Annotated in this window: 20 protein-coding genes; 13 read left to right on the forward strand and 7 right to left on the reverse strand. The window is 46.2% G+C overall.

Annotated features, from left to right (window positions below):
* Positions 1 to 62 precede the first annotated feature (62 nt).
* Complete coding sequence (locus QE390_RS11150; protein WP_106638331.1) at positions 63 to 713, forward strand: LysE family translocator; 651 nt, start codon at positions 63 to 65, stop codon at positions 711 to 713.
* A gap of 674 nt (positions 714 to 1,387) precedes the next feature.
* Here the strand turns inward: QE390_RS11150 and QE390_RS11155 are convergent.
* Entirely contained in the window at positions 1,388 to 3,169 is a 1,782-nt protein-coding gene (locus QE390_RS11155; protein ID WP_307142190.1) for an ABC transporter ATP-binding protein, read from the reverse strand.
* A gap of 194 nt (positions 3,170 to 3,363) precedes the next feature.
* On the opposite strand from QE390_RS11155, the gene kduI reads away from it, so the two are divergent.
* Complete coding sequence (gene kduI, locus QE390_RS11160) at positions 3,364 to 4,194, forward strand: 5-dehydro-4-deoxy-D-glucuronate isomerase (RefSeq protein WP_106637955.1); 831 nt, start codon at positions 3,364 to 3,366, stop codon at positions 4,192 to 4,194.
* Positions 4,195 to 4,486: 292 nt separating this feature from the next.
* Positions 4,487 to 5,740: an amidohydrolase family protein gene (locus QE390_RS11165; protein WP_106637956.1), complete on the forward strand. Its 1,254-nt coding sequence runs from the start codon at positions 4,487 to 4,489 to the stop codon at positions 5,738 to 5,740.
* Here QE390_RS11165 and QE390_RS11170 read toward each other — a convergent pair whose 3' ends face one another.
* Positions 5,741 to 7,069: an Nramp family divalent metal transporter gene (locus QE390_RS11170; protein WP_307142191.1), complete on the reverse strand. Its 1,329-nt coding sequence runs from the start codon at positions 7,067 to 7,069 to the stop codon at positions 5,741 to 5,743.
* Between the two features lie 159 nt (positions 7,070 to 7,228).
* On the opposite strand from QE390_RS11170, the gene QE390_RS11175 reads away from it, so the two are divergent.
* The 5 genes from QE390_RS11175 to QE390_RS11195 all read left to right on the forward strand — a co-directional run bounded on the left by QE390_RS11175 (position 7,229) and on the right by QE390_RS11195 (position 14,653).
* Entirely contained in the window at positions 7,229 to 7,891 is a 663-nt protein-coding gene (locus tag QE390_RS11175; protein ID WP_307142192.1) for a metal-dependent transcriptional regulator, read from the forward strand.
* A gap of 141 nt (positions 7,892 to 8,032) precedes the next feature.
* The gene (locus QE390_RS11180) at positions 8,033 to 9,112 is read left to right on the forward strand and encodes an LptF/LptG family permease (RefSeq protein ID WP_307142193.1); all 1,080 of its coding nucleotides are present in this window, start codon (positions 8,033 to 8,035) and stop codon (positions 9,110 to 9,112) included.
* Positions 9,113 to 9,204: 92 nt separating this feature from the next.
* Positions 9,205 to 10,116 (forward strand): DMT family transporter, encoded by a 912-nt coding sequence (locus QE390_RS11185; RefSeq protein ID WP_307142194.1) that lies wholly within the window; start codon positions 9,205 to 9,207, stop codon positions 10,114 to 10,116.
* Positions 10,117 to 10,182: 66 nt separating this feature from the next.
* Positions 10,183 to 12,660 carry a prolyl oligopeptidase family serine peptidase gene (locus QE390_RS11190; protein ID WP_307142195.1) on the forward strand — a complete coding sequence of 826 codons (2,478 nt, stop codon included), beginning with the start codon at positions 10,183 to 10,185 and terminating at the stop codon, positions 12,658 to 12,660.
* A gap of 175 nt (positions 12,661 to 12,835) precedes the next feature.
* A complete protein-coding gene (locus QE390_RS11195) occupies positions 12,836 to 14,653 on the forward strand; it encodes a M61 family metallopeptidase (protein ID WP_307142196.1) in 1,818 nt (605 codons plus the stop codon).
* A 1-nt stretch (position 14,654) separates the two neighbouring features.
* Here the strand turns inward: QE390_RS11195 and QE390_RS11200 are convergent, their stop codons facing one another.
* From QE390_RS11200 to QE390_RS11215, 4 genes are all read right to left on the reverse strand, one after another.
* Positions 14,655 to 15,059 (reverse strand): phage holin family protein, encoded by a 405-nt coding sequence (locus QE390_RS11200; RefSeq protein ID WP_307142197.1) that lies wholly within the window; start codon positions 15,057 to 15,059, stop codon positions 14,655 to 14,657.
* A gap of 68 nt (positions 15,060 to 15,127) precedes the next feature.
* A complete protein-coding gene (locus QE390_RS11205) occupies positions 15,128 to 15,379 on the reverse strand; it encodes a DUF6582 domain-containing protein (protein WP_307142198.1) in 252 nt (83 codons plus the stop codon).
* A gap of 62 nt (positions 15,380 to 15,441) precedes the next feature.
* Positions 15,442 to 15,798, reverse strand: a complete 357-nt coding sequence (locus tag QE390_RS11210) for a hypothetical protein (RefSeq protein ID WP_307142199.1) — start codon at positions 15,796 to 15,798, stop codon at positions 15,442 to 15,444.
* Positions 15,799 to 15,983: 185 nt separating this feature from the next.
* Positions 15,984 to 16,913 (reverse strand): hypothetical protein, encoded by a 930-nt coding sequence (locus tag QE390_RS11215; protein WP_307142200.1) that lies wholly within the window; start codon positions 16,911 to 16,913, stop codon positions 15,984 to 15,986.
* A 232-nt stretch (positions 16,914 to 17,145) separates the two neighbouring features.
* Here QE390_RS11215 and QE390_RS11220 point away from each other — a divergent pair, with 232 nt between their 5' ends.
* The 5 genes from QE390_RS11220 to QE390_RS11240 all read left to right on the forward strand — a co-directional run bounded on the left by QE390_RS11220 (position 17,146) and on the right by QE390_RS11240 (position 24,979).
* Complete coding sequence (locus QE390_RS11220) at positions 17,146 to 18,339, forward strand: glycosyltransferase family 87 protein (RefSeq protein WP_307142201.1); 1,194 nt, start codon at positions 17,146 to 17,148, stop codon at positions 18,337 to 18,339.
* Positions 18,340 to 18,376: 37 nt separating this feature from the next.
* Positions 18,377 to 19,084, forward strand: a complete 708-nt coding sequence (locus tag QE390_RS11225) for a glycosyltransferase (RefSeq protein WP_232793800.1) — start codon at positions 18,377 to 18,379, stop codon at positions 19,082 to 19,084.
* A complete protein-coding gene (locus tag QE390_RS11230; RefSeq protein WP_307142202.1) occupies positions 19,059 to 19,847 on the forward strand; it encodes a polysaccharide deacetylase family protein in 789 nt (262 codons plus the stop codon). The genes QE390_RS11225 and QE390_RS11230 overlap by 26 nt, the downstream gene beginning before the upstream one ends.
* Positions 19,848 to 20,442: 595 nt before the next feature.
* Positions 20,443 to 23,514 carry an amidohydrolase family protein gene (locus tag QE390_RS11235; protein WP_307142203.1) on the forward strand — a complete coding sequence of 1,024 codons (3,072 nt, stop codon included), beginning with the start codon at positions 20,443 to 20,445 and terminating at the stop codon, positions 23,512 to 23,514.
* Positions 23,515 to 23,683: 169 nt separating this feature from the next.
* Positions 23,684 to 24,979, forward strand: coding sequence for an amidohydrolase family protein (locus tag QE390_RS11240; protein ID WP_307142204.1), 1,296 nt, complete (start codon positions 23,684 to 23,686; stop codon positions 24,977 to 24,979).
* Between the two features lie 176 nt (positions 24,980 to 25,155).
* Here the strand turns inward: QE390_RS11240 and QE390_RS11245 are convergent, their stop codons facing one another.
* Positions 25,156 to 26,082: an NAD(P)-dependent alcohol dehydrogenase gene (locus QE390_RS11245; RefSeq protein ID WP_307142205.1), complete on the reverse strand. Its 927-nt coding sequence runs from the start codon at positions 26,080 to 26,082 to the stop codon at positions 25,156 to 25,158.
* Between the last annotated feature and the right edge of the window lie 91 nt (positions 26,083 to 26,173).

Here is a 26,173-nt window from a genome sequence, read left to right on the forward strand (position 1 = left end):
AGCTTTTTCATGAATTAGGGCAACCTGACTGGCGATTTTACCCACGCACGAGTCGGTCATTTATGAAAGTTTTATCGATTTTTATTGTTGCATTGACGGTCGGATTCTTGGGTTCGGTTTATCCGGGGCCAGTTAAATTAAGTGTTGTTCAATCCGTTATTCAGAAAAATCTTCGGGTCGGATTCTGGGCATCGGTGGGAGCTTCATTGCCGGAAGTAATCGGGAGCATTCTGGCCATTCGAGGGATGCGTTGGCTCGAAGAAGTACCCGACGTACTGATCTGGTTTCAATGGTCGATTATTCCTATTTTATTACTGGTTGGATTTTTCACTTTACGCAATAAAAAAACACCCGATTCGCCAACTGCTGCTACCGAAAATGAGGTCACCGACGACCAGCCTGCAAGTCGAAAGGCTTTTCTAAAGGCAATGGTCTTGAATATTTGCAACCCGCAGTTAATCCCATTCTGGTTAGTAGCCGCCGTCTGGTTCAATCGAAAAGCCGAACTTTCCATCGATACTTTCTTTGACGAAATAGCTTTTATACTCGGAGCAACGGCGGGGTCTTTCGCCATGAATTACCTGTACGCCAAACTTACCTTTATTAATCGGGAACGCATTCTGGAAAAAATGAAACCCCAAACCATTCGCTTGGTAACAGGCTGGGGTTTCATTCTATTAGGTCTATGGCAAGCCGTACAGGCTTTTTATTAGTGTTGAATGATTAAATGAGAGAAGGATTGAATAGGATTAACTGGTGTGAAATTCCTGTCTGTTTTCTTAAACAGTGAAAGGCTTAACAAAAACTGCCTCTACCCAGACGCGATAAAGTCGCGTCTCTACATTTAGTATAAAAAACACATCTTTTTTGATTCAGATGGCCAGAGGCCTACAGTTAGGTAGTCACTCGGCTCTGCCGAGTGACGCAATAGCTACAGGCCTCTGACTGGGCGGTATCGAAATATCTTTGGGGTAAGATCAGTATTTAGTTACCTGGACTTTTTTGAGTCAGACGGCCAGAGGCCTACAGTTAGGTAGTCACTCGGCTAGAGCCGAGCGACTGCGAGTAAGTAGAGACGCGACTTTATCGCGTCTAGCCAGGGAGATGAGAATCAATATAAAGGCAACAAAACCGCATCTTACCCAAGTATGATAAAGGTAAAGTAATATCTAATGTTCCACCCGCAGTCGCTCGGCTCTGCCGAGTGACGCAATAGCTATAGGCCTCTGGCCGGGTGATATTGAAATATCTTTGGCGTAAGATCAGTATATTCGTTACCTAGACTTTTTTCAGTCAGACGGCCAGAGGCCTACAGCCAGGTAGTCACTCGGCTAGAGCCGAGCGACTGCGAGTAAGTAGATTAACTGAACCCAAAACGCCCAACCTACTAAGCTTCTTCGCCTTGCAACTGCTTTTCGTATAACTCACGGTACGCCCCGTTTTTCTTCATTAATTCTTCGTGCGTGCCTTGCTCTACAATTTCGCCTTCGTCGAGTAATACAATCTGGTCGGCTAGTTTAGCAGAAGATACCCGGTGGCTGATAATCAGTGAAGTACGATTTTGCATAATACCTTTCAGATTCGAAAGAATCGTCGATTCCGTTTTGGTATCAACGGCAGATAAACAGTCGTCCAAAATCAGAATTTTAGGTTCCCGGGCAATGGCTCGGGCAATGCTTAACCGTTGCTTTTGACCCCCGGAAAGGGTGATACCACGTTCTCCGATTTTAGTTTCAAAACCTTCTGGAAAATCCACGATGTTCCCGTATAAATCCGCGTCTTTCGTGGCCTGAACTACTTTATCTTGAGGTAAGTCGGGCAGCCCGAACCGTACGTTATTCGAAATATTATCCGAGAACAGGAACACATCCTGTGGCACATAACCCATCTGACGACGCAGCGTCGGAATGTCATAGGCCTGAATAGCTTCCTGATCAATCAGAATTTCCCCCGAAGAGGTATCATACATGCGAGTCAGCAGGTTCGCCAGCGTACTCTTACCCGAACCCGTTCCACCGAGAATGGCTACCGTTTCTCCGGCTTTTATACGCAGGTTAAAATTCTTCAGAGCAATAATACCTGAATCGGGATAAATGAAGGTAACGTGCTTGAATTCAACGTCTCCTGAAATTTCTTTTTGTAGATTTTTGGTAGAAACAAGATCCGTTTTCTGTTGCAGGAATTCATTGATCCGGGTTTGTGAAGCCGCTGCCCGCTGAATTTGTGAGGTCGTCCAGCCCAGAGCCGTTACTGGCCAGGTCAGCATGTTCACATAAATGAGAAATTCGGCAATGTTACCGGGTGTTAATCGACCCGCGATAACTTCCTGACCACCAATGTATACGCAAAGAATGTTGGAAAGCCCCACCAGCAGGAAAATCAGCGGCGTGAATAACGAATCAACTTTAATCAGATTTAATGATTTATTACGATAGTTTTCTGACTGATTTTCAAACTGTTTAGTCGAGAACGATTCCTGAACGTACGCCTTTAACACCCGAATGCCTGAGAATGCTTCCTGAGCGTTGGTCGAAAGCATGGAAAGATTTCGCTGAATTTCCTCTGAACGTTTATTGATAATGTTAGAAACGAAGAAAATACTCACGGAAAGAATCGGTAGAGGCAATAACACGTAAAAAGTTAGGTGTGGACTTACCGAAAGCATGTAACTAATGACCATTACAAAGAGCGTAATGAGGTTCAGTCCGTACATAATACTCGGTCCGACATACATCCGAACTTTCGAAACGTCTTCGGAGATACGAGCCATTAAGTCCCCCGTGTTATGCCGGCGATAAAAACTTAAGGGCAGGGTTTGATAATGTTCATAGATTTCGTTTTTCAGATCAAACTCAATGTGACGTGACATCACGATAAGCGTCTGTCGAACGAGGAACAGAAAGACACCTTTGAGTAGGGCCATGGCGAGGATTAATACGCCGTAAATCAGAATGTTATAGGCAAAATCTTCGTAAATGTTAGCCTGAACTTTCGAGCCGTCAAAAAGAAAATACAGATCCAGTGTTTCTTTGACCAGATCCAGGGCATGCCGGACGATCTGAGCCGGAATAATTCCGAAAAGATTGGAAACTACGGTAAATAAAGTGCCCAGCAAAAGGGTGCCTTTATACTTCCACAAGTATTTGTTAAGATAAGCGAGGGATTTCAAGAGTATAAATGTTCGATGTATGAATGCAATCAGGGCTCGTCGTAAGGGTGGCCATTTCAGTCAATTACCGCAAAAAATGAAAGACTGTAGACTGAAAACAAAGATACATCGGAATGGTTCGCTTCTTTTGCAATTGAAGGGTATTCGGCACGGAAGTCGTCTATTTCTTAGCTGTAGCAACTATTCAAACTCCTATGCAGACTCGTTATGCACATCATCCCGACGACGTTCGGCACTACGACACCGACCGTTTACGGGAGCAATTCCTGATTGAAGACGTCATTGCCGACGATCAGTTTCAATTTACGTATTCCCATTATGACCGCTTTATTGTAGGCGGTGTGAAACCCGTTAACGAAGTATTAAGCTTACCCACGTATGACGAGTTACGCTCCGGGTTTTTCCTCGAACGCCGCGAGTTAGGAATCATTAACGTAGGTGGCCCCGGCGTAGTTACCGCTGATGGCGAAACCTACGAATTAAGCAAACTGGAAGCCCTTTATCTCGGTAAGGGCACGGTTGATGTAACTTTTGCCAGTGCCGATGCGACCAGCCCGGCAGTATTTTATCTGGCTTCTACACCCGCTCACCGCGTGTGCCCTAATGCCAAACTGACGAAAGAAGGAGCTTCTCCCGTTCAGGCAGGAACCAAGGAAACAGCTAATGAGCGTACCATTTATAAATACATTCACGCCGAAGGTCTGGAGTCTTGCCAACTGGTGATGGGGCTGACTATCCTGAGTACGGGTAGTATCTGGAACACCATTCCCGCCCATGTGCACGATCGTCGAATGGAGGCTTATTTTTATTTTGATGTTCCTGAAAATCAGCGGGTGTTCCATTTCATGGGCGAGCCTCAGCAAACCCGTCATTTGCTGGTGAATAACTATCAGGCGATTTTGTCGCCACCGTGGTCGATTCACTCTGGGGCGGGAACGGCAGCTTATTCCTTCATTTGGGCGATGGCTGGTGAAAACTATACGTACACTGACATGGATCTGGTGGACCTGAAAGAATTGAAGTAATACAAACTTTTGAAAAGTAATAAGCCCGAAATCGGTATGGTTTCGGGCTTATTACTTTTCAAAACGCTGCCAGCTTCTTTCTTCTTTAGATTATCCCCTAGTGCTATTTACCATAACCCCAGCGGGGTTATGGTAGGCAATTAATTACAAACAGAGCTACGAACTACTTAAATTAATACTTGATAATAACCTCAGCGGGATTAAATTTACAATAGCCCTGGGTGTTAACCTCCGGAAGAGGATGATTTCATTAACCTCATCTTAAAAGCATAACTCCTCATTTCCCATCCTGATGAAACGACTTTTAGTATTCTTGGTTTTCCTAAGCACGCTAGTGAATGCTCAATCTTCAAAACCGTACTTATTGATTCCTGATCGGGTTTTTGATGGGAAAGAGGTACATACGAACTGGCAGGTATTAGTCATTAATAATAAAATTGAAGCCGTGGGGGCTAACCTCAAGAAGCCGGAGGGAACGGAAGAAATCATTCTCAAGAATCAGACTTTGTTACCCGGTTTAGTAGAAGGTCATTCCCACCTGTTTTTACATCCGTATAACGAAACGTCCTGGGACGATCAGGTCTTGAAGGAATCACCGATGGAACGGGCCGCTCGGGCGGTTATTCATGCGGAAAAGACCTTATTAGCTGGGTTTACTACCGTTCGGGATTTAGGAACGGAAGGAGCCGATTTCGATGATGTGGGTCTGAAACAGGCCATTGAAAAAGGCATTATTCCCGGCCCGCGGATGATTACGGTCGGACGGGCGTTGATTGCTACGGGAAGCTATGGCCCGAAAGGGTATAATACTCGCTCGAATGTACCGCAGGGAGCCGAAGAGGCCGACGGTAACGACCGATTAATACAAGCTGTTCGCGGACAAATAGGGCGTGGCATTGACGTCGTGAAAATTTACGCCGACTATCGCTGGGGGTTAATGGGCGAAGCGAAAGCGACGTTTCTTCAGGAAGAAATTGAGTTAATGGTGAAAGTAGCTGCCTCATCGGGCCGGTCGGTAGTGGCCCATGCTTCTACCGAAGAAGGCATTCGCAGAGCGATTTTGGGCGGATGCAAAACCATTGAGCACGGGGATGCCGCTACCGCAGAGTTATTTCAGTTAATGAAAGATAAAGGCGTGGCTTATTGCCCAACCTTAGCGGCCAGTGATGCCATTTCGCAGTATCGCGGCTGGAAAAAAGGGCAGGAAGCTGAACCCGAACGTGTTCAGCAAAAACGGAAAAGCTTCAAAGCCGCTTTGGAATCGGGCGTGGCGATTGTGATGGGGGGCGATGTGGGTGTCTTTACCCACGGTGATAATGTTCGGGAAATGGAATTAATGAACACCTATGGCATGAAACCACTGGACGTGTTACGCTCGGCGACTTCCGTTCCCGCGAAAATATTTGAAATGAAGCAGTTGGGGGAAATAAAATCGGGTTACCTCGCCGACTTGATTGCCGTAGAAGGTAACCCGACTGAAACCATTTCTGCCTTAAGAAAGGTAACGATGGTGATGAAAAATGGACAATGGTATAAGAGACCCTGACTAAATCGTTTGGATCAGCAGGTAGCTATTCAGTAACAGAATAATTCCCGCAATAACCCAGCTCACAACTTTCAGTACCGAAGAGTTTACAAATGCTCCCATCATTTTGGCGTTCGAGGTAAACATAACTAATGGGATAACCGCGAAACTCAATTGAATGGAAAGCACTACCTGACTGAAAACCAGTAACTCGGAGGTACCTTTTTCGCCGTACCATGCTGTAGCTACAAAAGCCGGAATAATGGCAATCGAGCGGGTTAACAAGCGGCGAACCCAGGGCTTCAGTCGCAGATTCAGAAAACCTTCCATAACGATTTGCCCCGCCAGAGTTCCAGTAACGGTAGAGTTTTGTCCGGCGGCAAGTAGAGCTACGGCAAATGAAATACTCGCCAGCTTCACCCCCAAAACGGGATCGAGTAAACGATGAGCATCGGTAATGTCGGCCACATCCTGATTGCCGGTAGCGTGAAAAGCAGCGGCGGCTACGATCAGAATGGCGGCGTTGATGAAGAAGGCCAGGAATAGCGAAATCGTGGAATCAAGCGTGGCAAACTTAATGGCTTCCCGCTTGCCAGTATCGTCCCGATTAAAATTACGGGTTTGCACAATGCTACTGTGCAGGTATAGATTATGCGGCATCACAGTCGCTCCTAAAATGCCGATGGCCACGTAGAGAATGGGGCCGTTGGTGATGATTTCAGGTTTGGGAATCAGGTTCTGAACAATGGCTGGGAGGCTGGGATTAGACGCAATCATCTGATACACAAAGCAACAGAGAATCACGAAGATTAACCCCCCCACAATACTTTCCAACGCCCGGAATCCCCTATTCTGAAAATACAGAATCACCAGAACGTCCAGAATGGTAATGACCACGCCCACCGTAAGGGGGAGTCCAAAAAGCAGATTCAGGGCAATGGCAGAACCTAAGACTTCGGCCACATCGGTAGCGGCAATGGCAATTTCGGCAAATATCCAAAGGATAAATCCAACGGGTTTGGAGAAATGATCGCGACAAGCCTGGGCTAGATCTCGTCCGGTCGCAATGCCTAGCTTTAAGGCTAGATGCTGTAGAACCATCGCGAAGAGATTGGAGATCAGTACCACGGAAAGAAGGGTGTAGCCAAACCGCGAACCACCTTCAATATCGGTTGCCCAGTTACCGGGGTCCATGTAACCCACCGCTACCATTAAACCAGGACCAACAAAAGCCATGAACTTTTTCCAGTTACTGGCATTGTGCGGAATCTGGATAGATGCATGAGATTCGGGAAGGGACTGCTCCAATAAATTATATTTATGATCTGTGTTGGGTATAGGCGTATTCATCTATTATTGATCTATTCGTCTGATTGTGTGTGCAATGTCTGAATGAGTAAAACAAATGTAATGAAGGTTTTGTTAAATCAAAAAAAAAATTTAGACTCACCTAAATTTTTATTTTGCACGGTGAGAATCTACCTTTGCAGCCAACTTCCGAAAACTTGAATGGCTTCATTAGCAGAAGAGAACTATCTGAAACTGATCTATCATCTGTCCGGCTCCGGTGCAGATGAAGTCAGTACCAACGCCCTGGCGGAACAAACACAGACGCGAGCGGCTTCGGTGACGGATATGTTACGTAAGCTAGCTGAAAAAAATCTAGTCCACTACAAGAAGTATCAGGGCGTTCGGTTAACTCCGGAAGGGCAGGAGGTAGCTTTGCAGGTGATCCGTCGGCATCGACTTTGGGAAGTCTTTATGGTTCAGAAGCTGGGTTTTCGCTGGGACGAAGTACATCCCATTGCGGAAGAACTCGAACATATTGCTTCGGAAGAACTTATTAACCGTTTGGATGCGTTCCTGGATTTTCCCGTTTCTGATCCGCACGGTGACCCCATTCCGACGGCAGCGGGGAAGATGCCTTCCGCTGAGTACGAGAAGCTTTGCGAAGTAACCGCCGGGAAACAGGTAACGATGATGGGCGTTTCTGAGCACGCCGCTTCTTTTTTGCAATTTTTAAGTAAAGCGGGATTAATTCCCGGAAGTGTAGTTTCGGTGCTGGAAATCAATGACTTCGACCGATCCATGCTATTGAAAATAAACGAATCCGGCCCTTCTTTTGTCAGTTACGAAGTGGCCAGAAATATTTTGATTAAGTTTTCAGTTTAAGTTCAATGAGGGAATGAGTGAAGGATAGAATCAGGAATGTTCAGAAGGCTGGGTTGACATTGATAAATCAGGGCTGAAGGATTCCATTTTTTACAAGTCATCCCTGAAAACCGCAAACTGACCACAGACAACTCATAGGCAGTGAAAATACTAGACTGGTATATTTTTAAACGATTCCTGACGACTTATGTCTTCGTCGTTTCGCTCGTAACGCTGATTATTTTAGTAATCGACTATACCGAAAAGGTAGAAAACTTCATTCGTTATAAACCTTCCACGTACGAACTACTGGTTACGTATTACATGAACCTGGCCATTTTCTGGGCGAATTACGTAAGCCCGTTGATGGTGTTTATTACGGTCGTTTTCTTTACGGCCAACATGGCGGCAAAGACCGAAATCATTGCCATTTTTAGTACTGGCGTTAGCTTTATTCGCTTCATGCGTCCGTATATGATGGCCTCCACGCTGATTGCCGGTATTATTTTCTGTCTGGTAGCCTATGTAATTCCAGCAGCTGACAAAAAGCGACTGGCTTTTGAGCAGAAATACGTTGAGGGGGGTACCTATTACTTCGACAAACGCGACGTTCATATTCAGGTAGGCCCTAGTGTGTACGCCTATCTTTCCAGTTATAACAACACCACACAGCAGGGCGATAAGTTTACGCTGGAAAAGTTTGAGGATAATAAGCTGGTTCAGAAGCTTTCGGCTGCTTACATCGTCTGGAAACCGGAGATTAAGAAATGGTCGGCGGTAGACTATAGCATTCGAACCATTACCGAAACGGGTGAAACCATGACGTATGGAAAGTTAATAGATACCACGATTGCTCTGGAACCCAAGGATTTTGAAAATACGAACAATCTGGAGAAAACCTTCACCCTTTCCGAGCTTAACAATCACATCGCCAAACTTCAGAGTCGCGGAGCCGAAGGGGTGGTGTTATTTCAGATTGAACGTTATACCCGGATCGCTAATCCTTTCGGTATCATCATTTTGACCGCCATTGGCGTTATCGTTTCGGCCCGTAAATCACGCGGAGGCGTGGGGTTCCAGATCGCCCTCGGTTTTGGTCTGGCCTTTGTTTATATCCTCTTCTTCATGATGAGTAGCGGCATTGCCAAGAAAGGAGCGTTCGATCCCTTCCTGGCCGTCTGGCTACCCAATATCGTATTCTCTATCATTGGCCTGGTTCTATACCGAACCGTCCCTAAATAGTTTGTGTTTCGAGTTTTGAGTTTAGGGTTTTGAGTTACTGGAGATACCAGAACTGTTTTAAACCCTAAACTCAAAACTTCCCAAACTCTCCCATGAAACCATCGTTACAATCGTATTTGCAGCTACACTTTGTGGTGCTGATTTTTGGCTTTACGGCCATTTTAGGTCAATTGATTAGTATTCCGCCGCTGGCTTTGGTCTTCTGGCGAACGGGCCTGGCTACGGTCGGGATGTGGGCTTTTCTAAAAACTCAGAAAAGTACGTCTAAAGCTTCCGCCGGATTAATCATTCGTCTGTTGCTGACGGGTGGATTGGTGGCTCTGCACTGGATATTATTTTTCGGCTCGGCCCGGGTTTCCAACGTTTCGGTATGCCTCGCAGGTTTATCCACGAGTTCTTTATGGACGGCTTTACTCGAACCCCTTTTTACCCATCGTCGGCTGAGTCTAGTGGAGGTTTTTCTTGGATTATTAGTGATGGTAGGCTTATACCTGATTTTCCTGTTCGAGTTTAACCATGCCTTAGGATTAACCATGTCCGTGGTGGCAGCGTTGTTATCGGCTTTATTTTCCATTTTCAATTCCCTTTTTGCAAGGACGTTAGAGCCTCGTCGGATCACGGCCTACGAAATGGCCGGGGCCTGGATAAGCACGGCGATCTTTCTGCCCATTTATTACTTCCTGATTGCTCCTGAAGAAAAAATGAATCTTATTCCGCAGGGTTGGGACTGGCTTTGGGTGCTTATTCTGGCGGGTGTCTGTACCGTTTATGCCTACGCGGCTTTTGTACGTTTATTCCAGACGTTCTCTGCTTTTGTCATGAATTTGACCACTAACCTGGAGCCGATTTATGGGATTGTCCTTGCCTTTCTCATTTTTGGAAGTGCTGAAAAAATGACGGCGGGCTTCTATGCGGGAGCTTCTTTGATACTGGGAGCAGTGCTGTTGTATCCGATTTTAAACCGTTGGTCGAATCGGCGGGCAAAGGCTTCGGCAATCTCTTAACTTGTTCATCCAATTAGAGCATTGGATTACCGAAGTACTGAACTTCATCTCCTAACAAATTCTTGCATGAAAAAACAACTCCTTGTGCTGGTTCTGGCCTTGGGTATGGTTTCGTTTGTACAGGCTCAGGACGCCACGTATCAGACGCCGCCGAAAGCTCTGGCCGATTTAGTAAATACGCCGCCAACGCCCGGTTTTAGTGTAGACTCTAAAGGGCAGTGGGTCATTATTACCGAACGGGCTGCAAACCCTTCCATCGCTGAGTTATCTCAACCCGAGTTACGCATCGCTGGTCTGCGGATTAACCCCGCTAATAACGGTCCCAGCCGTGGTTTCCCGCTTATCAACCTGAAGTTGCGTAAACTGAATGGTAAGGAAGAAATTCAGGTCAAAGGCTTACCTCAAAAGGCCGCGATTTCTAACCTGAGCTGGTCGCCCGATGATGCGAAAATCGCCTTTACTAACTCGACAGATACAAAAATCGAGTTATACGTCATCGACGTGGCTACGGCTACAGCTCGCAAGGTTACCGACCTGGCCCTGAATGCCGCTTTAGGTTCCCCCGTGAGCTGGGTTTCTGATGCTCAGTCTCTGATCGTTACTACTGTTCCTGCCTCTCGCGGAGCGGCTCCTGAAGTAAGTCGCGTACCCGTAGGGCCGACCATTCAGGAAAACCTGGGTAAAAAAGGTCAGGCTCCTACGTATCAGGATTTGCTGAAAAACCCATCGGACGAAAAGCAGTTTGAGTATTACGCCACCGCTCAGGTCGTGAAATTAGGACTGGATGGTTCGGTGAAGAATATCGGTCAGCCCATGCTGGTACGTGACGCAACGCCTTCTCCCGATGGTAAATACGTATTAGTTGAAAGCGTGCACCGTCCTTTCTCGTACATCGTTCCGCTGCGTTATTTCCCTTCGAAAGTAGAGATTTTTGATACGAACGGATCCGCCATTAAAATGCTGACGGATAACCCGCTGGTAGAAAATGCTCCCTGGGGTTCTGACGCCATGATTCCTTTTCCTCGTAACTACAACTGGCGTGCCGACGTGCCTGCAACGGTAACCTGGGTAGAGCCTAAAGACGGCGGCGATTCCCGTAAGAAAGTAGCGATTCGCGATGTATTGAAAGCTCTGGAAGCTCCCTTCTCTGGCGAAGCAAAAGATTTATACTCAAGTGCGTTGCGTTTCGGTGGCGTAGTTTGGGGGAACGCTACAACGGCCATCGTTTCTGAACGCTGGTGGCAAAACCGGAAACTGGTGACGAAGATTCTGAATCCTTCCGACCCTGCTAATCCCGTTGTGCTGTTAGACCGTTCGTTCGAAGACAAATACTCCGATCCTGGTCAGCCCGAAACAAAGAAAAATCAGTACGGTCGTCAGGTGCTGGACATTAATGCAAAAAATGAAGTCTATTACCTCAACACAACCGGAGCCTCTCCCGAGGGCGATCGTCCGTTTGTGAGTGTGCTAAACCTGAAAACGAAGGAGAATAAAATCATCTGGCGTTCAGAAGCACCTTACTTCGAAATTCCAGTAAGCATTCTGAATGCGGAAAAAGGCGAAGTATTGACCCGTCGCGAAGCCGTTGACCAGAATCCGAATTACTTCGTTCGTAACCTGAATTTTAACGCCAAGAAGAAGAAAAACGAAACAGCTCTGACGCAGGTAAGCTTCTTCCCCGATCCTTATCCACAACTGAAAGGGATTCAGAAACAGGTGCTTCGCTACAAGCGTAACGACGGCGTAGACTTAACGGCAACGTTATACCTGCCTGCGGGGTATAAAAAAGAAGACGGTCCATTGCCTACATTCCTGTGGGCGTATCCGGCTGAGTTCAAGAGCAAGGATGCGGCTGGTCAGGTGAGTGGTTCGCCTTATAAATTCAACGCCATCAGTTTCTGGGGTGCGGCGGCTTTCGTTACGATGGGTTATGCGATTCTCGACAATGCCTCTATCCCCATCATCGGCGAAGGTGACAAAGAGCCTAACGATACATACGTTGAACAATTGGTAGCTTCAGCCAAAGCTGCCATTGAAACGGGCGTGAAAATGGGTGTGGTAGATTCCAGCCGCGTAGGCGTAGGAGGGCACTCATACGGAGCTTTCATGACCGCCAATTTATTAACGCATAGCAAGTTGTTTAAGGCAGGTATTGCCCGGAGTGGTGCGTATAACCGGACGTTAACGCCATTCGGTTTCCAGAATGAGCAACGCACCTACTGGCAGGCACCGGATGTCTACAATACGATGTCGCCGTTTATGAACGCTGATAAAATGAAGACCCCCCTGTTGCTAATTCACGGAGAAGCGGATAACAACACGGGCACTTTCCCGGTGCAGTCCGAGCGTTATTTCAATGCGTTGAAAGGAATGGGAGCAACAGCGAAACTGGTATTTTTACCTTACGAAAGTCACCATTATGATTCGCAGGAGTCACTCATGCACATGTTGAGCGAAATGAATAACTGGCTCGACAAATACGTGAAAAATGCCGGAAAAACCACGGGAGCTTCGGGTTCTGTGGGTGGTAAAGGTGAAAAGTAATTAGAAGTTTATTGTTGATTAAAAAGGCCTGCTGAAAACTCAGCAGGCCTTTTTATTGTCTTAATTAATAGTTAATAAGAGATTCAGGCCCGGCCCAGCCGGGCTTTTTTACTAAAAAGCCTTATGAAATATTATTTTGTAAAAGAATCAATATGCGGTATTATTGATGGTGTTTATGGAATATAACATTCTTTCTTTCATTAATATGCTGCGTTTTTACAAAGGTATAGTAAGCCTTTTGCTTCTCTTCTTTTCTAATACGATCTGGGCTCAGTCGATCGCCTATACGGTTCGGATGGAAAACCCTCAAAACCATATTTATCAGGTAAGTTTTACGTATACCGGGCTTACCTCCTCCGTGCTTGAGCTGAAAATGCCAGTCTGGACGCCGGGATATTACCAACTGATGAATTATGCCAAATCGGTAGAAGGTTTCGAGGCCAGTGATGAAGCAGGTAAAATTCTGCCGTTCGAGAAGTCCACACCTAGTACCTGGCAGGTTCGGACGGGTGGTAGTAAAACCTTAAAAGTAAAGTATCAGGTTCGGACAGGTATGTCTTTCGTAGCTAGCAACTATCTGGATGAAAACCGGGCTTATATCTCTCCAGCGGGTTTATTCCTATACCCGAGGGGCCAGTTGAATCAGAAGGTAACGGTCACTTTTGTACCTGATTCTTCCTGGAATCCTCGTATTGCGACGGGACTGGATTCCCTGGCAGGTTTGCCAAAAACCTACATTGCTCCGAATTTTGATATTTTATACGACAGCCCCATTCTGATTGGAAAGACGGAGGAATTAGTACCGTTTGAAGTGAAGGGCATTCCGCATTATTTCGTAGGATATAACATGGGCGAATTTGATCGGGTAACGTTCATCATTGATCTTAAAAAAATTGTAGAGCAGGCTTCCCAGGTTATTGGTGATATTCCCTACAAACACTACACCTTTATTGCGATTGGTCCCGGTGGAGGTGGGATTGAACATTTGAATTCCACTGCCGTGAGTTTCAGTGGCAAGCAGATGAATACACGATCCGGAAAATTGAAGATGTATAACTTTCTGGCTCACGAATATTTTCATCATTACAATGTTAAACGTATTCGTCCCATCGAACTGGGACCTTTTGATTATGATCAGAAAAATAAAACCAAAATGCTCTGGGTATCAGAGGGATTTACGGTTTATTATGAATACCTGGCGGTAAAGCGGGCTGGATTGATGACAGACGAAGAGTTAATGAAAGCTTTCCAGAAGGAAATTCAGAGTTATGAAAATAAGCCCGGCCATTTGTTTCAATCGGCTACACAGTCGAGTTACGAAACCTGGGAAGATGGACCGTTTGGACGAACAGGAGATGAGGTTAATAAAACGATTTCATATTACAACAAAGGCCCTGTGCTCGGAGCCATGCTCGATTTCGCTATTCGACATGAAACTCACAATAAGAAGTCGCTTGATGATGTCATGCGATTGCTCTATCAGCAATATTACCAGAAAAAGCAAAGAGGTTTTACAGAAGATGAATTTAGAAAAGGCTGCGAGAGAATCGCTGGAACTTCGCTGCAAGAAATCTTCGATTATGCTTCTACTACGCAGGAAATCAATTACCCAAAATATTTCGGTTACGCTGGGCTGGCGATAGATACCACCACAAAAGCCCTAGCCGGCGGGTGGTTGGGCATTAATGCGGCAACCAAAGGTGATTCATTACTCATTACAAACGTAGAGTACGAATCTCCTGCCTGGAAAGCGGGCTTGCGGAGTAAGGTCGCTATACTTGAAATAGACGATCAGCGGCCAACAGCGTTAGATGCTATTTGGAAGGACCGCAAAGTAGGAGAAATGGTGAAAATGAAGGTATGGCAGAATGGAAAGATCAAAGAAATAACGGTGACGCTTGGACAAAAAGGAACGAAAGATTTTACCCTTTCTTACCTGCCACAAGCTTCACCGTTACAAAAAGAAATTCTACAAAGCTGGCTGGGCCAGTAGCTTAAAAAGTTTGTATTAATGACACCGGCATGAGTTGCGTAACCGAGTCATAAGTAGCGGCAGGAGTAGGAGCAAGCACCTGATCCAGAACAGCTCCAGCCACGGCAACTGCCAGGGCGATGACCAACGCGGGCCAGAAACCCTGAATGGTGAGACTGCTCATGAACGAGTCGACCAGCTTTAGTAAAAGAGCCGTAACGACCAGCCGAATGACAAATGACAAAGCGAAGAAGGTAACCAGATTACCGACTCCGCGTAAAAGCCAGCCAATCGTAACGTTTAGAAAAGCCAGGATAATAGCAACCAGAAAAGCTTTTCCAAAACTCTTCACGTCAACTTGGGGCATCACATAGGCCAGACCAAAAATGACAGCTGCGTCAAGTAGCAAATGCAGAATTAAATTCATCGATGAAATAATTTAAGGTTGAAAATACTTATCCAAAAATAAAAAATGAGTAATAATGCGACGCATTGTTACTCATTTTTTATTTCAATATGGTGTTGTTCGGCAGCTTGCCGAATCCGACTTTTAATTAATTCCAATTCATCCGAGTCATATGTAGAGGCATTGTCTTTGTGATGGATATAACTCCAGGCCGCCCGGATGTGTTCAGGCGTATCGATGGGATATTTGTTATTGGTAGTATCGGCGAAGGAAACATCTCCGTATTTCCGTTCCCCTTCTTCGGGATTGACGTCGTCCCGACGATCAATTTTTGTACTCATGGCTTGGTAGAGTTGGTTCAGGAAACCTGTAACAAACACTGTACCAGCCTCAGTATCCTCAGCTACCAGTTGTAAAGATTTTGTTCAAAAATTACTTTCTCATCTGTTAATTGAGAATATATCTCGCATAGACCAGGCTGATTATGAATGCGTACTAACATAAAATCACACAGCTTGGTACCATCGCAGCTATAGATTGTTACAAGTGCACCAGCAATACCACGGCTGGAAGTTGCGGTTACATAAACCGTCTGATCCTGATAACGAGCCTGAGAAATTGACTCAACTGCCTGCGTCTTAGCCTTCAACCAGGACAAATCTTTGAGCGGGCGTTTAACGCCACAGGTGTTGGGTATTACGTCTTTTTTGTTACAGCCCAGACCTAAGCCGAGTAAAAGAATAAGTAAAAGATAACGCATGATAAAGTGGGTTTTTACTAATAAGACCCTTGAACAAGAGAAAGGGTTGGATTGAGAAGATACTAATTTTCAGACATCCGCTGGCAGCGGTGCATGAACGCACTGTTAGTCCGCTTATGCGGCACTGAAGCATTATCCATGCATTTTTCTACTATTTGCGACATCGAAATGTAAGGCATCACTCCTTAGGGCAAACGGTTTACCGCCATTACAAAACTCTGCAAATCCTGATTAAGCGAACGAATGCTGGATTGTAACTGATTCAGCAAATCAGCCCGGGTGTGCAAATCTTCGGCTTTGTAGGTGCCGCCTTTACCAAACAATAATTGCTGTTTTTTTCCTCCCTTGTCGCCATCAAATGCCAGGGTTAACCAGCGGTCGTGGATGGAGCGGATAATTCCCTGTTTATGCTCATTGCTGAAGCTTTTTTCATTGAGCATGTACCAAATGAAAGGCGTGTAGACTTCAGATTTCTCAGGCATTAACCAAATGTCCCTCAGTACATTTCTGGGATGGTCGAACTGTACTTTCCGACCTTTAATCAAACTACTTCCCCCTAAGCCCCCGCTCATCAGACCACCCACCAGACCTACCGTTTTCTGGGTTGCGTCGGAGGGAATAGCTACGGTTAAAATGGTAGTTAAAGCACCCACGGTGATGGAGGCTACCGTGAGTAAATCGTTTCGGTGATCCGCCCGTTCGTCCAGATACGAGGCCAGTTGATCGGCTCGTTCGCCCTCGCAGTCCAGCTCGGCTGAAAAGGAATTAAGTTCCGTACTTACTAACAGAAGTCGGTTCTGTAGTTCATTCTTCAGGTGAAGCCGATTCACCTTGCCTGCCAGCGAAGAATCTGCCTGTTTCTGAATCAGCTTTTCCAGAAAAGTCAAGGTTCCGGTGGCGTTTGCCATCAGAAGATCATGACTGGAGAAGTAAGGACTTAAACCCGTCGTATGCTTGAGTAGCGAGTCCGTATTGGTTAAGGGAATGTAGGGATCTTCGACATGAAAAGCAGGTTGACAATAACTAGTTCTGACTGATGAGTGAATTCGGCTACAGCCTGAAATTACCAGACCTAAACCTATAAATAGTACAAGGGAGGATGACTTTAGATACATTCAATTCATTGATTAACAGATACTGAGATATGCTTATTAGTAAGATGAACCTATTCATTACTTCTACCAAAGCAACATTCTAAGCGACCACTGGTATAAAAGAAAAAAAACCTGAAAAATCAGATAAGCTGGATTGAATATTAAAATAATTTAATTCTTATTAATTATTAAGTATGTAATACTTCACTTAAAAAGTGTATACTTTTGCTTTCATAGTTACTCACCCCATTGCATGAAAAAAATTAAGGCCTTCTTTTCGAAAGAAGGGACAGTGCTCGTTAGTTTTCTGCTAATGGGTCTGATCGTGGGCATCCAGCATTATTTCATGGGCCCCAAATATTACAACAATTACCTCATCTTCCGGCAGTCGTTTGTACACCTGCTGGCGGGTACTAATCCGTACGTAGAGTACCCGGCTGAGTACTTTGATATTTTCCTCTATCATCCCAGCTTTTGCCTTTTCTTCAGTCCTTTTTCCTACCTCCCCATTTGGTTAGGCATGCCACTCTGGACGGCTGCGAGTGCTCTGGTACTCTTCTACGCCATCCGGCAGTTGCCAGTGACGTACTCGCAAAAGCTATTTTGCTGGTGGTTTGTTTTTCTGGAAGTAGTATTTGCGTTGCATTATCAGCAAACCAATCCACTTATTATAGCTCTGGGTTTGTTAACCTTCGCTTTTCTTGAAAAGGGGAAAATGGGTTGGGCTGCTTTATTTCCACTGTTGGCCTTCTGCATCAAGGGGTACGGGCTGATTTTCGCCGGAATGTTCTTGTTTTATCCGCGTCCCTGGCGGTATATCTTCAGTTCGCTGGGCTGGTTACTGATCCTGACTTTTCTGCCCTTACCTCTGCTGGGCTGGAGTCGTTTTGTAGAAGTATATCAGCAATGGATAGCCTGCTTACAGGCCGACTACAAAGTCAATTACGGCTTTTCCATCATGGGCCTCATTAAACTGGTACAGCCGACTTTTGAAGCCGTGGGAAAGGTGCAGGTGGTAGGTTTGTTACTACTGGCCTTAACCTGGAGCCTCTACTTCCTGAAATCGCTTTACCGGCCCTTGGATCTGGCTACCCGTTTGAGTTTACTGGCTTATTTATGCTTATGGGTCATTCTCTTTAATCATGCCGCCGAGGCTCAAACGTACATCATCGCTATTCAAGGAGCGGCTCTCTATATTTTACTCGAAAAAGAAAAGCGGCCCCGCTGGGCGTATACCTGTGCGGTGCTGGTCGTTTTGCTGGCCATTTTTCCTGCCACGGACCTTTGTCCCCCCCTCTGGCGTAGGGAGTTTTTCTATCCCTACCTCATGAAAGTCATTCCCTGTACGCTGATTTGGTTTGTTTTACAATTTGAATTGATTAGTCGTGGGCTTCAACAACGTAAGTACCGAACCCCTGAGAATCAGCCTAGTTATTCCCTGCTATAACCCCTCGGAAGGCTGGAGTAATTTGATTCTGAAACGTATGCAGGAACTCAAGGCCATTTGGCCCGCATACGAACTTGAATGCATCATTTCAAACGACGGTTCTACCCGTTTGCAAATGGAAGAAGTCGAACGCTTGAGCCGGGAGACGGGTATTCTTTTCTTAAACAATCAGGAAAACCAGGGCAAAGGAGCCTCCATTCGTAAAGGGGCGGCTTCTTCGCACGGTGAAATTATTATTTATACCGACATTGATTTTCCCTTCGGCATCGAACCGGTGGTAGAGATGGTGGAGTTACTGCAAGTCAACCCCAGATGTCAGTTTGTGTATGGGGCTCGCAGTAAACAGTATTTCCGGCAGTTACCTTTCAAGCGGAAGGTAATATCCCAGTGTCTGAAAATGCTGAATGTATTTCTGCTTTCCCCCCGAATCAAAGATACGCAGGCGGGTATCAAGGCTCTGCGTCGGGAGGTATTGAATGAAATGCTGGCCACGCAAACCAATTCATTTGTGTTTGAAATTGAGTTGATTCGAAAACTCATGCAGAGAAAAGTAGAGATTCGTTCGGTGGCGGTAAGTCCTGAACCTGGTTTGGTATTTAGTGACTTTGGCTCGCAGACGCTTTGGCGGGAACTCATTAACCTGGTTCGTATCTTTACCCGGAAAGCTCCCGTTGCGACGGCAGTGGAAATACCCATGATAGAAATCCAACCCGAGACGTATGCAGGCGGTTACGCTGACTTTTGATCTGGAAGAATTCGATATTCCCGAGGAGTACGGGCAGCTCGTACCCGAGCGTGAGCAAATGGAGGTCACGCGGCGGGGCACGGAGTCTTTATTAACCCTGCTGGATCAATATAAGGTTCGGGCTACCTTTTTCACGACGGGCCATTACGCCCGTATGAATCCTGATTTAATCAGGGCCGTAGCCGAACGGCATGAAATTGCTTCGCACGCACTGTATCACTCGCCCAGGCATGAATTCCAGATGGAAGATGTACGGGAGTCCAAGCAAATACTGGAAGCCTTAACCGGGCAGGAGGTAAAGGGGTTTCGAATGCCCCGACTGAAGCCTTTTGCCATGGAAAAGTTACTGGATTATGGCATTACCTATGATGCCTCCATTAATCCGGCTTACCTGCCCGGACGTTATAACTTGTTGCACGAAAATCCACAGCCTCATCTTCGCAACGGTCTGATGGAGTTACCCAGTTCAACAACGCCTTTGCTTCGTTTACCCTTATTCTGGTTATCGTTCAAGAATCTGCCTGCGGCTTTATTTCGCTATTGGGCGGCTCAAACGCTGAACAAACGGAAGGTTTTAATGCTGTACTTTCATCCCTGGGAATTTGCTGATATTCAGTCGTATAACGTGCCTTCTTACGTCAAAAAAGTGGATGGGGAAAGGTTACTGCAAAGACTTGAAAAATTGATTGTATCGCTTCAAAAACAGAAGGCAACGTTCCTGACCTGCCAGGAATACATTCGGGAAATGCCTACGGGTCAATAGGTTTCTTCTTTCGTAGAGACGTCGATTTATCGCGTCTGGGTAGAGGCTGTTTTCAGGTACCTTGCTATCATTTCCATTACCCGGCGGAGACGCCATAAATGGACGTCTCTACGTTTTCGAATGTCCTTAACCTGACTGTCAACGAGTGAAATCCAGCTTCAGGTAAGGTTCTTCGCTTTGCTCTGAATGACAGCTGGAGGTAGAAAATAGGCCCTTGTGCCGCAAACAGCGGTTGGTGAGACACCAACCACGGGCGTAAAAGTTACTCCTCGATAAATTTCTTCAAGGTAGAGACGTCCATTGATGGCCTCTGGGTAGAGGCGGTTTTTATTACCTTTCAATTATTTCTATCTTCCGACTGAGACGCTATCAATGGACGTCTCTACATTTATTCAATATCCTGATTCTGTTATTCTGAACACAGAATGATTTTGTTTTTCGCAGAGAAAACAGTACAAAAGGAATGACTATTACACATCGTCGCAACTTTTCTTTTACTCGTCGTTGGGATGGATGAGGTTTCTTCTGAATTATCTTATGAAGGTTATCTTTGGTTTTTACTTCTCTAATTTCCACATTGATACTTCATCTGTTTATGAAGAAACGATTACTCTTCTGGCTATGCCTCATTCTGGCAGGAATGCAGGTCATGGCCCAAACGCCGACGTTCCCCACGAACGGTGTTCAGGATGAGCGGCCCGGTCGGGTAGCGTTCACCAATGCCACCATTGTTACCGATGCCCAAACCACACTTGAAGGAGCTACGCTGTTGATTCAGGGCGGCTTGATTGAAGCGGTTGGCAAAAACGTAAAAATTCCCACGGGTACGCAGGTAATTGACCTGAAGGGCAAGCGAATTTATCCTTCGTTCGTCGAAGTGTATGCGGCTTATGGTATGCCCGAAGTAAAGCGGGAGGCTCGCATGGGTCGCGGAACGCCGCAGATGGAATCCAAGAAAAAAGGGGCTTACGGCTGGAATCAGGCCGTGTTACCCGAAGTGAAAGCCGCTGAAATGTTCAGTGGGAACGCTAAAGAAGCAGCAGAGTTACGGAACATCGGCTTTGGCTCGGCAGTAACCCACTCGCAGGATGGTATCGTTCGTGGAACATCGGCTCTGGTGGCTCTTTTGGATGCTAAAGATCAGGAAGCCCTTTTAAAATCGAATGTTTCTGCTCATTACTCGTATTCCAAAGGCAGTTCTACGCAGGATTATCCCAACTCACTTATGGGCTCAGTAGCTCTGGTTCGTCAGACGTATTACGATGCTCAGTGGTATAAAGGCGTGAAGGGTCGCACGGAAACAAACCTTTCGCTGGAAGCCTTCAATCAGAATCAATCTTTACCCCAGGTTTTTGAAGTAACGGATAAACTCGGGGTCTTACGCACGGCTAAAATTGGCAAGGAATTCGGCGTAACCTATATCATCAAAGGCAGCGGCGATGAATACCAGCGTTTACCGGAAATTAAAGCTACGGGTTTGTCCTTCATCCTGCCCGTGACTTACCCTACGGCTCTGGATGTGGAAGATCCTTTCGATGCAAGCGTAGTTTCGCTTTCAGACATGAAGCATTGGGAAATGGCTCCGGCCAATGCTGGGTTACTGGCGAAGCAATCCATTCCCTTTAGCTTTACCACTAGTGGTCTTCGCAGTAAAGCGGATTTTATGGCTAACGTTCGGAAAGCCATTGCGGCGGGTCTGGATGAAAAAGCGGCTTTGGCAGCTCTGACGACAGTTCCGGCTCAGTTGATGAAAATTGAAGATATGGTAGGAAGTCTGAAACCCGGAATGCTGGCCAACTTCCTGATTTCTTCTGAAAGTGTATTCAGTGAATCGAACACCCTGTACGAAAACTGGGTGAAAGGGACACGCTACATCGTGACCGATATGAATGCAAGCGATTTCCGTGGCTCTTACGATCTGGCCTTAGGTTCTCGCTCTAATCTGAAACTGAACATTACCGGGAAGGCGGATAAACCTACGTATCAAATTCAGGTAGATACCACCAAAATTACCCCGAAAGTAACTCGTCAGGGCGATTTATTAACCCTTTCGTTTAAACTCAATAAAGCCGAAAAAGGAGAAAACCGGATTTCTGCTTATTACGATGGTAAGAACATCAAAGGGGATGGGTTCGATGCGACGGGAGCTCCGTTGACCTTCCTGGCTACTTACAAATCAGCTCCCCAGGCGGATCGTGCTCGTTCGGATTCTAGTAGAAAAGCGGCTCCTTATGAAATGGGTAAATTGATTTTCCCATTCGCCGGGTACGGAAGCGAAGAAAAAGCCAAAGCTGAGACGATTCTCATTAAAAACGCAACGGTTTGGACGAACGAAAAAGACGGTATCGTTCCCAACACGGACGTGCTCCTGCAAAACGGTAAGATCGCGAAAGTAGGAAAAAGCCTTTCCACGCCTTCAGGGGCAAAAGTGATTGATGGCACGGGTAAACACCTGACTACCGGAATCTTCGATGAGCACTCACATATTGGCCTGTACTCCGTAAACGAAGGCACGCAGTCGGTTACTTCCGAGGTTCGGATGGGTGACGTAGTGAACTCGGAAGACGTCAACATTTATCGTCAGCTGGCGGGTGGGGTTACTTCCTCACAGTTATTACACGGTTCTGCGAACTGTATCGGTGGTCAGTCGGCGGTTATTAAACTCAAATGGGGCGAAACGCCAGACAATCTACTCATTCCCGAAGCTCAGTTTATCAAGTTTGCCTTGGGTGAAAACGTAAAGCAGGCGAACTGGGGCGATGCGGCCCGTGTGCGTTTCCCACAAACCCGGATGGGTGTGGAACAGGTGATGATGGATGCCTTCATTCGTGCCAAAGCTTACGAGAAAGAGTGGAAAGAGTATAACGGTTCTTCGAAGAAAGCTTCGTTGGTAGCTCCCCGCCGTGATCTGGAGTTGGATGCTCTGGTGGAAATCCTCAACAAAAAACGTTTCATTACCTGTCACTCTTACGTCCAGTCGGAGATCAACATGTTAATGAAAGTAGCCGATTCACTGGGCTTTACCATTAACACCTTCACGCACATTCTGGAGGGCTACAAAGTGGCCGACAAAATGAAAAAACACGGAGCCAATGGTTCGACGTTCTCTGACTGGTGGGCGTATAAAATGGAAGTAAAAGACGCGATTCCTTACAACGCGGCGATGTTATCGAAAGTAGGTGTAAATACGGCTATTAACTCCGATGACGCAGAGATGGCTCGTCGATTGAATCAGGAAGCGGCGAAGACGGTATTGTATGGTGGGGTTTCGGAAGAAGAGGCCTGGAAAATGGTAACGCTGAATCCCGCGAAAATGATGCACCTGGATAACCGTCTGGGTAGTATCAAAGTAGGTAAGGATGCCGACGTAGTACTTTGGAATAACAATCCTTTATCCGTATACGCCAAGCCCGAAAAAACCATCATTGAAGGAGCAATTTACTTCGATCTGGAAAAAGACAAAGTATTACGTAAGGAAATTGATACCGAACGGAACCGTTTAATCCAGAAGTTACTGACGGCAAAAGCTTCCGGTGCGGCAACGCAACGTCCAGCCATGCAACGTCCCCGCCACTTCCACTGCAATACTCTGGGTGGTTTGTCGGAAGAAGAAGGCCACATACGTTTCTTCGGTCAGTTCAACTGCGACGGTTCTTGCGGGTTTTAATTGGTTTGATGAAGTTTGACAGAGTTAGATAATAGTTTGAGATGTTTGAAAGTTTGATAGGATACAGATTGAATAAGTAAAGAATGTTTGATCAAACTTCTCATATTTATTCAAACTTTTCAAGCCTAATATCTCAAACTTTTTCAAACGCTATCCTAAAGATATTTTAATGAAAAAGATAGTATTTACCCTACTGGCACTCAGCACGATGCTGAAGACGGCTCAGGCTCAGAATGAGGCTGCTGCTTCGCCACAAACGGCTCCCATTGCCCTGACGGGAGGCACCATTCACGTAGGAACGGGCGAGGTCATTCAGAACGGGACTGTCGTTTTTGATAAAGGAAAAATTACTTACGTAGGCAGCGGAACGCCGACCTTACCCGCCGGAACGCAAAGCATTTCGGTCGCTGGAAAGCACGTGTATCCGGGATTAATCTCTCCTTCCAATCAATTAGGTCTCGTAGAAATTGCCTCCGTTCGGGCGACGAACGATCAGGAAGAAGTAGGCGATTATACCCCCAACGTGCGGGCTTTGATCGCTTATAATACCGATTCAGAAGTCATTCCAACCGTGCGGGGTAATGGGATTTTATTAACGCAGGCTACGCCCGTTGGTGGAGTAGTCTCGGGCATGTCATCCGTTATGCAACTGGACGGCTGGAACTGGGAAGATGCCGCTCTGAAGAAAGACGACGGCGTTCACGTGAACTGGCCGGGTTACTTCCGCCGGGGATATAACTTCGAAACGGGGTCATTCAGTGTCGGTAAAAATGATCGTCGTGAGGAGCAGTTCCGCGAATTGGATAAGCTGTTTAGCGATGCCATTGCTTATGCTCAAACGCCAGCGGCTTCGCCTGTTAATATGAAGCTGGAAGCTATGCGAGGGCTGTTTGACGGAACGAAAAACCTGTACGTAGCGGCTGATTATGGCAAGGAAATCATTGAAGCAGTACGTTTTGCGAAGGCTAAAGGCGTGAAAAAAGTAGTCATCATTGGTGGAGAAGAATCATTAATGGCGGCTGATTTCCTGAAAGAAAACAATGTTCCGATTATCGTGAATACCACGCACCGTTTACCCAACCGTACGGACGATGATACGGATTTGCCTTATAAACTGCCTTACCTGCTTTCCCAAAAAGGGCTAACGGTAGGTTTGGGGTATGTGGGTCTGAACTGGCGGACGCGTAACCTGCCTTTTTTAGCTGGAACCGTGGGCGGTCATGGCATGACGGCGGAAGAGGCTTTGAAGCTGGTTACGCTGAATAATGCGAAGATTTTGGGGATCGATAACGTAGTAGGTTCACTCGAAAAAGGGAAACACGCCACGTTAATCGTTTCAGCCGGAGATATTCTGGACATGCGGACGGCTAAGGTTGAACAGGCTTATATTCAGGGTAAATCCTTAAACCTTGATGACAAGCAGAAGAAACTCTATCGTACGTTTTCCAGTAAATACGCGAAGTAGTTACTTCTGACTTTATACTAAAAACGGCCCTGAGTCTTTCGATTCGGGGCCGTTTCATTTTGAGAAGGCGGATTATAAATCCGTGACAGACGGAAGTTTCGGATGGCAAATCCGAAACAGCATTCGAGTATGATAGCAGCTTAACTATCGTGGGATTTGAGCGGTCAAATCCACCTTTAAATAGTCACCGCTACTTTTCCCACAAAGTGCCCTTCTTCCAGTTTCTGGTGAGCCTGCGTAATATTTTCCAGCGGAAAAGCTTCGGCAACGTATGGCTTCAAGTGTCCGTCCTCCACCAGCATTTTAATCTTTTCCAGATCGTTGCCGTTGGGTTTCGCCATAAAAGGCCTTACCTGTTTACGAAAGATGACATCAATTGCCGTACTCACGTCCTTAATTTCCGGGCGAGTAGTCACGTAATATGCCTCTTCCGTCAAATGATCCTTGATGTCGTCGAAAGAAAACTTACCCGAAGCATCAAAAATCAGATCATAGCGTTTGGTGGCGGGAATGGATTGGGTTTTGTAGTCAATGACTTCGTCGCAACCCAGGTCACGGGCCGTTTGCACGTGTTCAGTGCTACACATACCAGTGACAATGGCTCCCCAACTTTTGGCGACCTGAACGGCAATGCTCCCTACGCCGCCCGTACAGCCATTAATCAGCACTTCGTCCCCTGCTTCGATTTGGCCATGGTCCACCAGACCCTGCCAGGCAGTAGTCGCTACCAGCGAAAGACTTCCGGCTTCTTCGAAACTAATGTTCTTGGGTTTGATCGCTGCGATGTCTTCATCGACAGCGAGATATTCGGCGTAAGCTCCGCCTTTTACCGGACTAACATGTCCAAAAACTTCATCACCAATGTTAAACTTATCAGACTTGGTAGCGATAACGGTACCGCTGAAATCACTGCCAATGATCTGATCCCCAAAGAGCCCAGAGGCTAGTTTCATCGCTCCTGAACGAATAATGGTATCAACCGGATTAACAGAAGAAGCCTCATTCCGAATTAGAATTTGCCCTTCTTTGATGTCTGGGGTGGATGCTTCTCTGATAATAAACTGCTCCGCAGAGCCATAGGATTCTAACACAGCTGCTTTCATAAGGTTGGATATTAATTGGTTACTAAAAAATAGAAAGGACTCTCATGGAACCCTTCTATTACACCTATCTCCCCACACTAAAGCTGTTCCA

The organism is Siphonobacter sp. SORGH_AS_1065 (assembly GCF_030818595.1).
Taxonomy (GTDB): Bacteria; Bacteroidota; Bacteroidia; order Cytophagales; family Spirosomataceae; genus Siphonobacter.